This window comes from Candidatus Dormiibacterota bacterium, from assembly GCA_036495095.1.
Lineage (GTDB): Bacteria > Chloroflexota > Dormibacteria > Aeolococcales > Aeolococcaceae > CF-96.
In genome coordinates this window covers 12,500-26,300 of record DASXNK010000063.1, presented here as the reverse complement: position 1 = coordinate 26,300, position 13,801 = coordinate 12,500, and the positions used below count along the sequence as shown (strand labels likewise).

General features: G+C 75.1%; 17 protein-coding genes. 9 read left to right on the top strand and 8 right to left on the bottom strand.

Annotated features, from left to right (window positions below; genetic code table 11):
- Positions 1-69: 69 nt before the first annotated feature.
- The 3 genes from VGL20_06720 (at position 70) to VGL20_06710 (ending at position 2,512) form a co-directional block, all read left to right on the top strand.
- The gene (locus VGL20_06720) at positions 70-1,239 is read left to right on the top strand and encodes a DUF2330 domain-containing protein (GenBank protein HEY2703366.1); all 1,170 of its coding nucleotides are present in this window, start codon (positions 70-72) and stop codon (positions 1,237-1,239) included.
- 119 nt (positions 1,240-1,358) lie between these two features.
- Positions 1,359-2,024: a GGDEF domain-containing protein gene (locus VGL20_06715; protein HEY2703365.1), complete on the top strand. Its 666-nt coding sequence runs from the start codon at positions 1,359-1,361 to the stop codon at positions 2,022-2,024.
- Complete coding sequence (locus VGL20_06710; GenBank protein ID HEY2703364.1) at positions 2,021-2,512, top strand: DUF488 domain-containing protein; 492 nt, start codon at positions 2,021-2,023, stop codon at positions 2,510-2,512. The genes VGL20_06715 and VGL20_06710 overlap by 4 nt, the downstream gene beginning before the upstream one ends.
- Positions 2,513-2,516: 4 nt before the next feature.
- Here the strand turns inward: VGL20_06710 and VGL20_06705 are convergent, their stop codons facing one another.
- On the bottom strand, positions 2,517-3,281 hold the full coding sequence (locus tag VGL20_06705) for an HAD-IA family hydrolase (protein ID HEY2703363.1): 765 nt from the start codon (positions 3,279-3,281) through the stop codon (positions 2,517-2,519).
- A gap of 22 nt (positions 3,282-3,303) precedes the next feature.
- Positions 3,304-4,020: a hypothetical protein gene (locus VGL20_06700; protein HEY2703362.1), complete on the bottom strand. Its 717-nt coding sequence runs from the start codon at positions 4,018-4,020 to the stop codon at positions 3,304-3,306.
- Between the two features lie 156 nt (positions 4,021-4,176).
- Between VGL20_06700 and VGL20_06695 the strand changes: the two genes are divergently transcribed.
- Together VGL20_06695 and VGL20_06690 are read left to right on the top strand one after the other, a co-directional pair.
- Positions 4,177-5,598 carry a hypothetical protein gene (locus VGL20_06695; protein ID HEY2703361.1) on the top strand — a complete coding sequence of 474 codons (1,422 nt, stop codon included), beginning with the start codon at positions 4,177-4,179 and terminating at the stop codon, positions 5,596-5,598.
- A gap of 201 nt (positions 5,599-5,799) precedes the next feature.
- A complete protein-coding gene (locus VGL20_06690; protein HEY2703360.1) occupies positions 5,800-6,288 on the top strand; it encodes a hypothetical protein in 489 nt (162 codons plus the stop codon).
- A gap of 20 nt (positions 6,289-6,308) precedes the next feature.
- On the opposite strand, the gene VGL20_06685 is transcribed toward VGL20_06690, so the two are convergent.
- From VGL20_06685 to VGL20_06660, 6 genes are all read right to left on the bottom strand, one after another.
- The gene (locus VGL20_06685; protein ID HEY2703359.1) at positions 6,309-6,986 is read right to left on the bottom strand and encodes a hypothetical protein; all 678 of its coding nucleotides are present in this window, start codon (positions 6,984-6,986) and stop codon (positions 6,309-6,311) included.
- 77 nt (positions 6,987-7,063) lie between these two features.
- Complete coding sequence (locus tag VGL20_06680; protein ID HEY2703358.1) at positions 7,064-7,639, bottom strand: hypothetical protein; 576 nt, start codon at positions 7,637-7,639, stop codon at positions 7,064-7,066.
- Between the two features lie 113 nt (positions 7,640-7,752).
- A complete protein-coding gene (locus VGL20_06675; GenBank protein HEY2703357.1) occupies positions 7,753-8,136 on the bottom strand; it encodes an AtzH-like domain-containing protein in 384 nt (127 codons plus the stop codon).
- Entirely contained in the window at positions 8,133-8,807 is a 675-nt protein-coding gene (locus tag VGL20_06670) for an isochorismatase family cysteine hydrolase (protein ID HEY2703356.1), read from the bottom strand. The genes VGL20_06675 and VGL20_06670 overlap by 4 nt, the downstream gene beginning before the upstream one ends.
- Positions 8,804-10,516 (bottom strand): regulator, encoded by a 1,713-nt coding sequence (locus tag VGL20_06665; GenBank protein HEY2703355.1) that lies wholly within the window; start codon positions 10,514-10,516, stop codon positions 8,804-8,806. Before VGL20_06665 ends, VGL20_06670 begins: the two co-directional genes overlap by 4 nt.
- The gene (locus VGL20_06660) at positions 10,513-11,199 is read right to left on the bottom strand and encodes a cysteine hydrolase (protein HEY2703354.1); all 687 of its coding nucleotides are present in this window, start codon (positions 11,197-11,199) and stop codon (positions 10,513-10,515) included. Before VGL20_06660 ends, VGL20_06665 begins: the two co-directional genes overlap by 4 nt.
- A gap of 283 nt (positions 11,200-11,482) precedes the next feature.
- Here VGL20_06660 and VGL20_06655 point away from each other — a divergent pair, with 283 nt between their 5' ends.
- Genes VGL20_06655 through VGL20_06640 form a run of 4 tightly spaced genes read left to right on the top strand, consistent with a single transcriptional unit; the run spans position 11,483 to position 13,798 of the window.
- Complete coding sequence (locus VGL20_06655; GenBank protein ID HEY2703353.1) at positions 11,483-12,067, top strand: ferric reductase-like transmembrane domain-containing protein; 585 nt, start codon at positions 11,483-11,485, stop codon at positions 12,065-12,067.
- Positions 12,064-13,287: an NADH-ubiquinone oxidoreductase-F iron-sulfur binding region domain-containing protein gene (locus VGL20_06650; GenBank protein ID HEY2703352.1), complete on the top strand. Its 1,224-nt coding sequence runs from the start codon at positions 12,064-12,066 to the stop codon at positions 13,285-13,287. Before VGL20_06655 ends, VGL20_06650 begins: the two co-directional genes overlap by 4 nt.
- Entirely contained in the window at positions 13,287-13,496 is a 210-nt protein-coding gene (locus tag VGL20_06645) for a ferredoxin (GenBank protein ID HEY2703351.1), read from the top strand. Before VGL20_06650 ends, VGL20_06645 begins: the two co-directional genes overlap by 1 nt.
- Positions 13,493-13,798 (top strand): hypothetical protein, encoded by a 306-nt coding sequence (locus tag VGL20_06640; GenBank protein ID HEY2703350.1) that lies wholly within the window; start codon positions 13,493-13,495, stop codon positions 13,796-13,798. Before VGL20_06645 ends, VGL20_06640 begins: the two co-directional genes overlap by 4 nt.
- Positions 13,799-13,801: the final 3 nt, after the last annotated feature.

The window sequence follows — 13,801 nt, the reverse complement described above, 5'->3', positions numbered from 1 at the left end:
GCACACCCACTCGCGGCAGCGTATCGTGGCGGCTCCGGCATCGTGCCGGGGAAGAGGGAGGGTTCCGACATGACACGCCGACTTCTTGCCGGCGCCGCGCTCGCGGCGGTCCTGGCGGCGGTCACCGCGGTCCCGGCCGCGGCCTGCGGCGGGCTGGTCGCTCCCAACGGGGCGGTGCGCCTCGCCCAGGCCACCACCTTCGTCGCCTGGAAGGACGGCGTCGAGCACTACACCACCAGCTTCGCCTACCAGGGCGACGTCCCCCAGCTGGGCTGGATCGTGCCACTGCCGGCGGTGCCCGACCGGGTCGAGGAGGCGGGGGCGTGGACGCTGCAGCGGCTGGAGCGCGAGGCCCACCCGCCGCCCCCGTTCCGCGCCGAGGCGGCCCCGGTCGCCGCCCAGGGGGCGCCGGCCGAGGTGCTCCAGAAGACCCGCATCGAGGCGCTCGACATCACCGTGCTGCGGGGCAGCGGCCAGGCGGTGGTGCGGTGGTGCACCCAGAACGCCTTCACCCTCCCCGACGAGACCCGCGCCCACATCCTCGCGTACGCGAGCACCAGCCCGATCTTCATGGCGGCGAGGTACGACGTCAACGCAGCCCGGCAGCACGGCCAGTTCCAGGGCGACGGCACCCCGGTGCTGATCACCATGCGCACCCCGCGCCTCTGGGTGCCGCTCGAGGTGCTCGCCAACGCGAACGACCCCACCGTCGCCGACCTGTTCCTGCTCACCGACCAGCGGCCCAGCTCGGCCTCGACCCAGATCGCGCCCGGGTTCACCCTGCAGCTGCAGGAGCAGATGAGCCCCCAGCTGCAGCACGACCTCGCCTCCGACCGCAACATGGGCTGGGTGCCGCAGACCGGCTGGCTCAGCTACCTCGCGCTCTCCGCCCCCGGTCGCAGCGTCACCTACGACATGACCGTCAGCCCCGCGGGAGCGATGCGGCTGGCGGCGATGGGGGCGGGGCCGGCCGCGGCGCCCCCCCCGGTGGTGCGTCCGCAGACCGCGGCGCCGGCGCCGCCGGCGCCCGCGCCTCCACCCGCGACCGTCCCGGCGCCGCCGCCGGCGCCCGCGGCCGCGGCGACGGTCCCGGTGCTCCGGTTCACGGCGGTCACGCCGCCCACCGCCGGCGGCGAGGCCGGCGGGCGGGAGGTGGTCCTCGTCACCGCGTCGCTGGCCGTCGCGGCCCTCGCCGCCGCCGCCCTGGTGACCCGGCGCCGGAGGGCCGGGCCCGGCTGACGCGAGGCCCTCCGAGGCGCTCAGGGGCCGCCGTCGAGATCAGCAGCGACGGCCGAGCCTGACATGTCTGTCAAGATCACTCCACTTTCCTGCGACGGCACTCAGGAGACAGGTGGCAGGTGGGCGAGCGCGTGGAGCGGCCCGGCCGGGGTGTGGTCGCGGGCTGGCTGGGCCTGCCCGAGGCGGCCCTGGCGGATGTTTCCGAGGAGGTCGTCGAGGCCATGCTTGCCCGCATGGCCGCACAGCCGCCGCCTGCGAGCGTCCTCCGCGACGAGCTCCTGGAGCTGATGCGGGGCGCGGCCGACCGTCTCCGCCACGAGGCCGAGACCGACGCGCTCACCGGCCTGCCCAACCGGCGCGCCTTCGAGAGGGAGCTGCGCGGCGCCCTCGGCCGGCGGGGCGCCGACCGCGCCCTCGCCCTGCTCGTCATCGACCTCGACGGCTTCAAGGCGGTCAACGACCGGCACGGGCACGTCGCCGGCGACGCGGTGCTGTGCGAGGTCTCGGCGCGGCTGCGCTCCGCGCTGAGGAGCGGCGACCTGGTCGCCCGCTGGGGCGGGGACGAGTTCGTCGTCCTCTGCCACGGGGTGCGCGACGGCGCCGCGGCGGAGATCGCCTGCAAGCTGCGGCGGGTCCTCCAGGTCCCGGTCCAGGTGGGCTCCGTGGAGGTGACCGTGGGCGCCAGCCTCGGCTGGGCGGTGGCCGAGCCCGGGCAGGCGCCCGGCGAGCTCATCGCCGCCGCCGACGCGGCCATGTACCGGGCCAAGGCGCAGGAGCTGGAATGACCGCCGGACCGCCCCGGGTCGCCACCGTCGGCGTCTACGGGTTCGACGCCGACAGCTTCCTGGAGAGCCTCCGCGATGCGCGCGTGGCCGCGCTGATCGACGTCCGCCAGCGCCGCGGCGTGCGGGGCCGCGAGTACGCCTGGGCCAACTCCCGGCGGCTGCAGTCGGCGCTCGCCGCCGCGGGCATCGAGTACCGCCACCGCCGCGACCTCGCCCCGACCACAGAGCTGCGACACCTCCAGTACCGGGAGGACGCGCGCCAGGGGGTGGGGAAGCGCTCACGGGTCGAGCTCGCCCCCGAGTACCGCGAGCGCTACACCCGCGAGATCCTCGACCAGGTCGACCTCGTCCCGCTGATCGACGCCCTGCCCGCCGGCACCACCACGGCGCTGCTCTGCGTCGAGGCCGACGCCCGGGCCTGTCACCGTTCGATCATCGCCGAGCGCCTCGCCGGCCAGGGCGTCGAGGTCACCCATCTCGGGCCCTGACGCGCTACAGCCCGGCGAGGGAGAGCAGCACCCGGGTGTCCAGCCCGTCGACCGGGCGCAGCCGGTGGGGATCGCTCAGCACCGTCGCGGCCACCCCGGGCTGGGCATAGCCGTCGACCACCAGGTCGGCGCCGGAGAGGTCGTGGGTGCGGGTGTAGTCGTTGACCACCACCGCGCAGCGCAGCCCCGCGGCCCGGGCGGCGGCGAGGCCCATCACCGAGTCCTCGACGGCGACAGCTCCGCCGGTGCCGACGCCCAGCCGCGACATCGCCAGCTGGTACACCTCGGGGTCGGGCTTGGTCGCCGCCACCTCGTCGCCGGTGACCACGGTCTCGAACCGGCCGAGGCCGAAGTGGCGGTCGAGCAGCGGGCGCACCCACGCGGCGGTGCCGGTGGTGGCCACCGCCAGCCGCGCCCCGGCCGCCTCGAGCTCGTCGAGCAGCCGCCGCGCCCCGGGCCGCGCCGGGACCGCCCCGGCGAGCACGAGCTCGACGAACAGCTCGGTCTTGCGCCGGTGAAGGCGTGGCACCAGGGCGTCCTGGTCGGCGGTGGGCATGCCGCGACCCGAGAACCAGCGGCGCAGCCGGCTCTGGCCCCCGGTGGTGCCGAGCAGCTCACCGTACTCCTCCACAGTCCAGCGGTCGGCGAGCCCGAACTCCTCGAAGGCGCTGTTGAAGGCGACCCGGTGGCCATCCCGCTCGCTGTCGACCAGGGTGCCGTCGACGTCGAACATCACCGTGATCGCCGGGCTCCCGGGTGCGTCCACCATGGCCGGCATCTTCACCGATGGGTCAGGTCGAGGGCGCGGGGAGGGGCGGGGCGATCCCGGGGGCGGTCACCTCGGGCAGGGGCGTGTCGTATCCGGAGAGGGTGAGCGAGGCCCTCGCCTCGCCCTCGTCGGTGACGACCGTCGCGGTGAGCGACTGCGGATACGGGGTGCCGTCGAGGGCCACGGTGGTGACCGAGCCGCCGGTCTCCAGGCTCCCCACCGTGAGCCCGCCGTGGACCGATGTCGCGCCCTTGTCGACGCCACCCTGGACGCCGGCCGTCATCAGGGTGGCGAGGCCGGAGAGGCGGAGGGGGGCGAAGCGGGCGAGCGCCGGATCGTCGAGCGACCCCCTCACCCACCCCTCGCCGATCCGTGCACCGGCCTCGGGCCCGGCGAGGGTGGTGACGAACTGGCGACCCTGCAGGTACAGGTCCGAGCCCACCACCCGGACGTTCACCGGCGCGCCGTCGGCGGTGATCCTCCCGACCGCCGACCCCTGCCCCTCGGTGATGTCGTAGACGTCGGTCCGCACGCCGGTGACCACGGTGCCGGAGAGGTGCACGGACCGCGCCGAGAGCAGGCTGGCGCGGCTGTCGGCGAGGATCTGCGCCCCGCTGCGCGGCCACTCGCCGTTGCTCCCCGCCGACCGGCTCACCACCACGAGGAGCGAGACCGCGGCCACCGCGATCAGCGCGCCGGCGCCGGCGACGGCCAGGCCGGTGCGGCCGGAGTCGGTCATCACCGGCAATCATGCGGCGTCCCCGAGCGCGGGGCGGTTGGGCCGGGGCGACGGTGATGCAACGATCCGGCGGCCGGGACAGAGGGTGCGTCAGACGTCATCGATGTCCGGGGCATACAATGCGCCATTCACCAAACCGGCAGCGGAGCTCTGACCATGGCCCGCCGGGCGAGCAGGCGGCCGGGACGCGCAGCGTCGCTGGAGATCCCGGGATACGAGCGGGCCGAGGAGGTGCGCCGGGACAGCTGCGGAGTCGTCTGCCGCGCCTGGGACACCGAGGCCGAGCGCTTTGTCGAGGTGCGCCTGCTGCGCGTCACCGCCCTCGACGAGGAGACCCGCAGCGAGCTTCGCGGCCGGCTGCGCGCATTGGAGGGCCTCCCCGCCCATCCGCATCTCACCACCGTGCTCGCCACCGGCGTCACCGGCACCGGTCGCGGCTATGTCGTGAGCACCACCGAGCCGGGGGGCTCGCTCGCCGACCGGGTCCACGACAGCGGCGGCCTGGCCTGGCGGGACGTCGCCGGCGCCGGCGCCGCGGTCGCCTCGGCCCTGGAGGCGGCGCACGCCGCCGGAGCCCTCCACGGCGGCATCCGCCCCGAGTGCATCCTGGTCTCCGCCCTGGGTGAGCCGCGGCTCGCCGACCTCGGCCTCGCGCAGCTGGTCGCCCAGCTCGACTCCGGTGAGGACCAGCCGGCACCGCTGTCGGCGGAGGCCGACGTCAGCGCGCTGGCGGCGACCCTGCGCACCTCGATCGGCGGCGGTTCTCCCGACGCCCTGCGCGAGGTGCTGGAGCGGGCGATGTCGCCGGACTCGGCGGAACGGCCGGCGCCCGCCGCGGCGCTGGGCCACGACCTCCGCGATGCGCTCGCCGGGGCACCGCCCGAGACCCCGGACGCGGCCGAGCCGGCGCCGGCGGCGGTCGCGCCGGCCCTCCCTCCGCCGCCGCCGCCGGGGCGCCGGATCTCGCGACGCACCGCGCTCTACGGCGCGGCGGCCGCGGCGCTGGTGCTGACCTTCAGCGGGATGATCCTGGCCCCCCGCCTCGCCGGCGACGTGGTGCGCCTCTCCGAGCACGTCGCCCCGGTCGACGACTCCGCCCGCACCATGTCCATCGATCCCTCGCACTGGGCGGCGGTGTCGAGGTGGAACGTCGCCGGCCCGGCGCTCACCCCCGACCGCCCCGCCCCGGGTGCCCCCGCGTCGGTCACCCGCGCCTGCGGCCGGGACGTGGGCTCGTTCGTCTACACGTTTGCGGGCCCGCGGGTGAGGGGGAGCATCTACCTCGTCGGGGTGTGGCTGTCGTCCGACGTGCCCCAGCGCACCGCCTCGCCGGAGGCGTTCTCCGACGTCACCCTGATCGTCAACGGCAGCCGGTACCACTCCCGCCCGGTGGGCGCCGTCAGCGCCCGCGGCCAGTACTTCGAGTGGCGGGTCCGGGGCGGCGACGTGCACGCCGAGGACAACGCGTTGGAGTACGCGGTGGGCGCCGACTCCGTCCACCGGCACGGGCTGTGCATGCATTTCGGCCCGACCGGGACGGCGTCCGCTCAGGCGATCACCGTGCGAACGGTGGGCTGATCGTCACCCCGAGGCCGGACCGGTGTGCACCGGACGGGTCGTGCGTGTACCGTCGGGGGGTGGGCGGTCCGCCGGGGGCGCGGCTGGACGGATCTGGGGCCGCGTGCTATGTGTGGTGGCGGCGAGGTGTCTTGAAACGATGAGGCGGGGTGTGGCGAGTGGCCGCACCCGACGCCGCCGGTCCAGGGGGTCGAGGTCGCGGTGCGTCGAGCGGATGGGCTGAACGGTCTGAACGGCAGTCGTACCAGCCCGTCACAGCTGGTCGCCATCGAGGCGATCGGCATCGTCACCACGGCGGCGCAGGACCGGGGGCACTGCCTCGGCGGTTTCAGCCGCCGCTCCAGCCAGCACGGCTACCGTTTCGTCGCACGCTGCCGCGCCTGCGGCCACGAGGTGTCGGTGCGCGCCGACGGTGGCAACGGTCACACCGGGCCGCTGCCGGTCTGCACCCAGAGCGGTGCCCACCGGCCCGCGGCGAGCCTCGCCGCCGAGGACTTCCTGCTCGCCGAGATCGCCGAGCTGATCGAGACCGCCCGTCGCTGCACCGCGGTGCAGGACCGGGTCGCGGCGCTCACCCAGATCGAGCGGCTCAGCGCCTGGGCGCTGCGACAGTGCCAGCAGAGCAGCGTCGACCTCAACGGGGGCGGTGCCAGCGGCAACGGCCTCCACCGGTCCAACGGCACCTACTGACCGGCGCCCGGGCCGGGGCCTCAGCTCGGGTCGGCGGTCGCGGCGATGTGGGCGAGGCGCTGATCGGCGGCGGCGCGGCCGACGGCGAGGCGCCGCCAGGCGGTGATCACCCGGCCCAGGCCGCCGGTGGGTCCCGGGCCGGTCGCGGCCTCGCGCCGGTAGCAGCCGGCGAGCGCGGCGGCGTTCCCGGTCATCACCACGCTGCGCCGGTCGGCCTGGAGGTCGAGCCCGCGGCCCAGTGCCGCGGTGATCAGCTGGGTGGCGGCGAGGACGGCGAACCCGAGAGTCGGGAGGCCGAGCCCGGTCTGGCTGCCGAGCAGCACCGCGGCGACGGTGGCCAGCGCGCCCAGGGCGGCGGCGGCGCGGAGGCCGACCCCGATCAGCCGCTGCCAGTGGTGGCCGTCGAGGAAGGCGGCGGCATCGCGGGCCAGCAGGGCGGTCACCTCGGCGTCGCTCAGCTGGTCCCAGGCGTCGGCGCCGGGGTCCGCACCGATCGCGATCGAGTGCCGGCGGCGGCTGCCGACCTCGTGATAGACGGCGACCACGATCAGCGCGGTGGTCCTGCCCTTGACGATGCGCACGTCGTCGACCCGCAGCTGCGAGGCGCCACGGCCCAGGCCGGTGCGGGTGACCAGCTCGACCAGGAGCCGCTGGGCGCGAGCCTCCTGCGCGGGGGTGGGGGAGGAGGAGGCGCCCATGCGGCCACTGTACCGACGCGATTCCGCCCGCCCTGACCGCGCGGCAGGATCGTCACAGCGGCGCGCCCGGGCCGCGGTCAGCTCAGGGTGTAGACCATGCGCCCGCCCTCGCCGGGCCGGGCCACCGCCCCCGCCACCTTGGCGATGTGGCGGATCGCGCGTCCCGACACCGGCGTCCCCGCCGAGGTGATCTGCTGGGCGATCTCGCCCGCGGTGGCGCTGCCCATCCTGCCGATGACCGCGCGCACCACGTCGGCGGTCACCGCCGCGGGGGTCACCCTGCCGTTGGCGGGGCGGGTGCGAGTCCGCCCGGCGACGCGAGCCGGGGCGGCGGCGCGAGAGCGGCCACGGCCCGGCTCGGCGGCCGAGCGGGCTCCGCCCCGGCCGCGTCCGCGCACCGGGGCCTCGGCGCGAACCACCAGGGCGCGCGCGTCACGGAAGAGGTCGATGCCCTCGGCGAGCTCGTCACGGAGCCGGAGGTTCTCCTGCTGCGCCTGCTCGAGCGCCTCGCGGAGCCCGACGATCTCGTCCACCAGCCCGCCGAAGCGGGACAGAAAGTCGTCGGCGGCGCTGCGCAACGTATCGGCTCCGGCGGCACGCCGCCGGCGCGACGGCGGCGCGGGCGCCGCTGGCGTCTGACGGGCTCTCGCCATGGGACTGCCTCCGGAGGTGCGGACATGGGCGCGCATCGTTTGTGTGCGTCGCATCGCCATCAGGGATGCACGTGCGATGGCCGCCATTATGCGCGACCAGGGTTACCCGCCGTTCACGGAGCCAGCGAGACGTGTCCGCAGACGATTCGCCAGCCCTCGGGCAGCCGCACCCAGGTTTGGGTCTGCCGGCCCGACTGCTCCTCCCACGACCATTCCGCCGCCACCACTGCGGCGTCGTTCCCGAAGGTGCGCACCTCCACCCGGGTGAGGTCCCGGTCCCAGGCCCCGCGGGTGACGGTGCGCCGGTAGGCGGCGATCTCCTCCGCACCGTAGAGGGTTTCGGCGATGCCGTACCGGATCGCCCGGTCGCTGGACCAGAAGAACCCGTCGAGCGCCTCGACGTCGTTGGCGAGCAGCGCGGTCTCGTAGGCGTCGAACTGCGCGCGCACCTCGGCGACCACGCGCTCGTCCTGCAGCGCGCCCGCGGCGGCGCTCACAGCGCGGCGAGCAGCGCGTCGGAGGTGGCCACGGCGCCGAAGACGCCGCCCTGCATCGTCACCATCCGCAGCGCCGCCCTGTGGTTCTCGGGGTCGGTGGCGCCGGTGCAGTCGGAGAGGATCAGGCACTCGTAGCCCCGGTCGTTGGCCTCGCGCATGGTGGTGTGCACGCAGACGTCGGTGGTGATGCCGGTGAGCACCAGGTGGGTGATGCCGCCGACGCGCAGCACCAGGTCGAGCGAGGTGGCGTAGAAGGCGCCCTTGCCGGGCTTGTCGATGATCACCTCGCCGGGCATCGGGGTGACCTCGGGGACGATCTCCCACCCCGGCTCGCCGCGCACCAGGATGCGTCCGCACGGGCCCTCGGTGCCGATCTCGGCGCCGAGGCGCCCGGAGCGCCACCGCTTGTTCGCGGGGAGGTCGGAGAGGTCGGGCTGGTGACCCTCGCGGGTGTGGACCACCATCATCCCCTGGCTGCGCGCCGCGGCGAGGACGCGCACGGTCGGCTCCAGGGGTGCCCGGGTGAGGGCGAGGTCGTAGCCCATGGTGTCGACGTAGCCGCCCTCGCCGCAGAAGTCGGTCTGCCAGTCGATGCAGACCAGCGCGGTGTGTGCGGGGTCGACGTCGCCGTCGTACGGCCAGGTGTAGGGGTCGGCCACCACCCCGCTCACGGCGCCGCCTCCTCCAGGGGTACGGCGACGGCCACACTCTCGCCGGCGAGCGCAACCTCCGCGGTGCGGCCGCGGAGTCGCGGCATCTGCGGCAGCCGCAGCGTCGGGGCGGGCGAGTCGTCGACGCCGGCGACGTCGTTGGAGTCGGTGGGGTCGACCTCGCGGACGGGGACGCCGAGCAGGCTGAAGCCGAAGCACACCACGCCGGTGAGCGCGTACCCGAGCGCGACGCTCGGCGACACCCAGAAGCCCACCTGGCCGCCGTGGATCAGCCCCACCGTCGCCAGCGCCGCGCCGACGAAGCAGTAGATCCCGGCGAGCACGAACCTGCGGTCGATGAGCAGCACCGCGATGGCGCCGAGCACCATGCCCGCGAGCACCGCGCCCTCGCCCAGCTGGAGCAGCCCGGAGTTGATGATGCCGGCGTTGGCGAGCGCGGTCTCACCCACCCTGTCGGCGCTGGTGCCGGCGGCGGAGAGTGCGCCCGCGACCAGTCCCGAGGCCCATGCCGCGATGTTCGGGATCATCGCCAGCACCACCCCGGCGGCGTGGGCGCGGGGGACGGCGCGGAACGCCTGGGCGCCGATCACCAGGCCGATGTAGAGCAGCACCGGCACGATCGCGGGGATGGGGAGGAGGGCGCCGAGCAGCGGGAAGAGCCCGAGGGCGCAGAGCAGGAAGACGCTGATGCCGGTGGCCAGCGAGTAGCCGGCGCGGCCGCCCGCGGCCTTCCATCCGGGGTGGCCGATGTAGACGGCGGGGGGGAAGGGGCTGCCCAGGGCGGAGCCGATCACCGCCCCGGTGCCGTCGGCGAGCAGCACGCTGCGCAGGTTGTAGTTGTCGCCGGCGGCGGCGGCGCTCTCGACGTTGCTCATCGCCTCGGTGAAGTTGTAGATGCCGAGCGGGATGGCGGTGGCGAGCAGCGGGGAGATGCCCTGCAGGCCGCGGATCAGCCGCCCCGGGTCGAGGTTCGGCAACGAGAGGGCGATCTGGTGCACCGAGTCGCCCACCGCCGGCAGCGACATGTAGCCGCCGATCCAGGCGATCGCGGTGCCGAGCAGCAGCGCGGCCAGGCCCACCGGGAAGTTGCGCGGCAGCCGCACCCCGGAGAGGAATCCGATGAGGATCACCGCGAAGGTGGGCAGCGCGATCCAGAGCGCCGTCCACATCTGCGCCGCCGGGCGCATCGAGATGAACGAGACCGAGATGCCCGCCAGCGTCCCCAGCATCGCCGCGCGCGGGGTGAGGCGTCGCACCGTGGGGCCGACGAAGGCGCCGATCAGGATGATCACCCCGATGATGAAGGCCCAGGCGATGCCGGCCTGCCAGGCCTGCACCGGGTCGTGGGTGCGCAGGTAGACGGGCAGCATGATCACCAGGGTCACGATGAACATGTGGGGCACGCTCGGCCCGTAGGGCATCGCGGTGACGTCGGTGCGGCCCTCACGGCGGGCCAGCCGGCGGGCCAGGGTGAAGTAGAAGAGGTTGCCGATGAGCAGCTCGATGCCCAGCGCCGGGAGGATCACGCCGTTGACGTCGTGACCGCTGATGTGGACGACCCCGGCCGCGAGCGATCCCAGCACCAGCACGTTGACGAGCAGGTTGATGCCGAGGCCGAAGAACGCGTTGAGGTCGCCCGGGGTCCAGATCGGCACCTGGAAGGGCGGCGCCGGTGCCTCGTCGGTCGGCGGGGCGGTGGTGGTGGTCATGCTTCTCCTTCCAGGGCGGCGAGGGCGTCGAGCAGGAGCGGAGACGACGTGACCCAGCCGAAGATGCCGCCCTGCGCCGCGATCATCCTCAGCCCGACCTCGTGGAACTCGGGGAAGTAGGAGCCGACGCAGTCCTCGAGGACCAGGCACTCGAAGCCGCGGTCGTTGGCCTCGCGCACCGTGGTGTGCACGCAGACCTCGGTGGTCACCCCGGGGACCACCAGGCTGGCGATGCCGCGGTTGCGCAGCATCAGCTCCAGGTCGGTGGCGTGGAACGAGCCCTTGCCGGGCTTGTCGACGACCACCTCGCCCTCGAGCGGAACGAGCTCGTCGACGATGTCGTGGCCGTGCTCGCCGCGCACCATGATCCGGCCCTTGGGCCCGGGGCTGCCGATCCCGTTGGGGAGGTTGCCGCGCGCCAGCTTGCTCGGCGGGCAGTCGCTGAGGTCGGGACGGTGGCCCTCGCGGGTGTGGATCACCGGCAGCCCCGCCGCCCGCGCCGCGCTCAGCACCCGGCGGAGCGGCGGCACCACCGCCTGGAGCAGGCTCACGTCGTTGCCGAGGGCGGCGCCGAAGCCGCCCGGCTCGAGGAAGTCGCGCTGCATGTCGATGATCAGCAGCGCGGTCGACGCGGGGTCGAGGAGGAACGGGTATGGAGTCGCCGCGACGGTCAGCGGCGCCATCACCGCGCCGCACGCACGGGTGGCGAATCCGGGACGCGCGTGGTCAGCCGCATTTGATCTTCCCCCCCAATGATGGACCGGATCAGGCTACCCCGTGCGTTAAGGAATGGCTTCGGCGCCCGCCACCAAGCATTCCGGACCGCACATGGTGCAGACCGCCCAGCCGCCGACCCTCCGCATCGAGCTGGATTCCCAGCGTTCTCCCAGGAACCACCCAGGATCGCTGGAGGTCGCGGGCCCATCGTGAGAGCTGTCCGATGAAAAGCTCACCACGGAGGCGCCGATGAACACCACCCTGCTCTGGTACACGACCCGCGCGGCGGGCGTGGTCAGCATGGTGCTGCTGAGCGGCGTCATCGCCCTGGGGATGCTCACCCGGGCGCGGGCCGGCGGCCCCCGGTGGCCGCGGTTCCTCACCGCCGCCCTGCACCGAGACCTCTCCCTGATGGCCCTGGTCTTCCTCGCCCTCCACATCGTCACCGCGGTGGTCGATCCCTACACCCACCTCGGCATCGTCGCCGCGACCGTGCCCTTCGGTTCCTCCTACCGCACCCTCTGGCTGGGGCTGGGGGTCATCGCCATCGACCTGATGCTCGCCGTCGCCGCCACCAGCCTGCTGCGCTCGGTGATCGGCCACCGCGCCTGGCGGGCGATCCACTGGCTGGCCTACGGGTGCTGGCCGGTCGCGGTGCTCCACGGGCTCGGCACCGGCACCGACGCCGGGTCGCTGTGGATGTCCGGGATCACCGTCGTCTGCGTCGCCGGCGTGCTCGCCGCCGGCGCCTACCGGCTGCTCTCTCCGGGCGACCCGCTCGCCGCCGAGAAGCGGGCCGCGGTGCGCCGCACCGCCTCCGGAGCGGGACGATGACCGGTCTCAGCCTGCTCTCCGGCCCGGATCCCCGCGCCGGGATGGAGACCGCCGCCGCCCACCTCTCCCGGCTGGGCCCGCTGCCCTCCGCCGGGACGGAGCTGATCGACCTCCTCGACCGCAGCGACCTCCGCGGCCGCGGCGGCGCGGCCTTCCCGGTGGGCCGCAAGTGGCGCTCGGTGGCGGAGCGTGGTGGTTCCGGACCGGTGGTGCTCGTCAACGGCGCCGAGGGCGAGCCCCTGAGCCGCAAGGACCGGGTGCTGATGGAGGCCCGACCCCACCTCGTGCTCGACGGCGCCGCCCTCGCCGCCCGCGCCACCGGCGCCGGCGAGGTGGTGCTCTACGTCGGCGCCGAACACGCCGGCGCCGTCTCCGCCCTCCGCCGGGCCCTCGCCGAGCGACCCGAGGCCGAGCGGCGGAGCACCCGCATCGCCACCGCCCCGGCGCGCTACGTCTCCGGGGAGGAGACCGCGGCCGTCCACTTCCTCAACGAGGGCGTCGCCCTGCCCACGTCGCTGCCGCCACGACCCTACGAGCGCGGCGCCGACGGCCGCCCCACCCTGGTCCAGAACGTCGAGAGCCTGGCCCACGCGGCGATGATCGCCCGCCACGGCGACCGGTGGTTCCGAGACCTCGGGCGGGGGGAGGCGGCGGGCACAGCGCTGCTGACCCTGAGCGGGGCGGTGGCCGTACCCGGGGTGCTCGAGGTCGCCCAGGGCAGCACCGTCGGCGAGGCGGTGACCGGTGGCGGAGGCCTCGGCGCGCCCGCCCGCGCGGTGCTGCTCGGCGGCTACTTCGGCGGCTGGGTGGCGGCCGAGCAGGCCTGGGGGCTGCCCCTCGACGCCCCCGCCCTGCGCGACCGCGGCCACTCGCTCGGCTGCGGCGTGGTCGCGGTGCTCCCCGAGCACCGCTGCGGGGTGGTCGAGAGCGCCCGGATCATCACCTACCTCGCCGAGCAGAGCGCCCGCCAGTGCGGCCCCTGCGTCTTCGGGCTGCGGGCCGCCGCCGCCGCGATGCACCGCCTCGCCGTCACCGGAGCGGAGCCCGACGACCTCGAGCGCCTCCGGCGCTGGTCGGGTGAGCTGAGCGGCCGCGGCGCCTGCCACCACCCCGACGGGGCGGCCGGGTTCCTGCTCTCCGCGCTCCGGGTCTTCGACGAGGAGTTCCTCCACCACCACCGGCGGGGCGGATGCTCGGTCCGCGCTCGCGAGGCAGCCTGATGGAGGGGCCCACGCTCGAGGTCGATCGGATCCGCTGTGACGGCCACGGCCTCTGCGCCGAACTGCTCCCCGAGCTGATCCGGCTCGACGACTGGGGCTACCCCCTGGTCCGGCCGGTGCCGGTGCCGGGGCCCCTGGTCGGCCACGCGCGCCGCGCCGCCGCCGCCTGCCCGCTGCTCGCCCTGCGCCTGCGCCAGGGGTCGCGGTGACCCCGGCACACCGGGCGCCGGGGTCGCCGGCCGAGGTCCGGGACGGCGCCCTCGCCCGGCTGGCCAGCTGGCGGATCGGGATCGCCGCCGCCGCTGTCGCCGCGGTGGCGGGGATCGGCGCCGTCGCCGCGGCCACCATCCCCGGTCACTCCCAGGCCTCGAACGGCGCCGCCCAGGTCACCGACCCGGGCGCGGCCCAGCCCCAGGACCCGCAGCCCCCCGGCGCCGGGGGGTTCCAGCCGCCGCCGCAGGGCCCCGGAGCCGGGTTCGGCAGGGGACAGGCGGTGACCGGCGGCTCCTGAGGC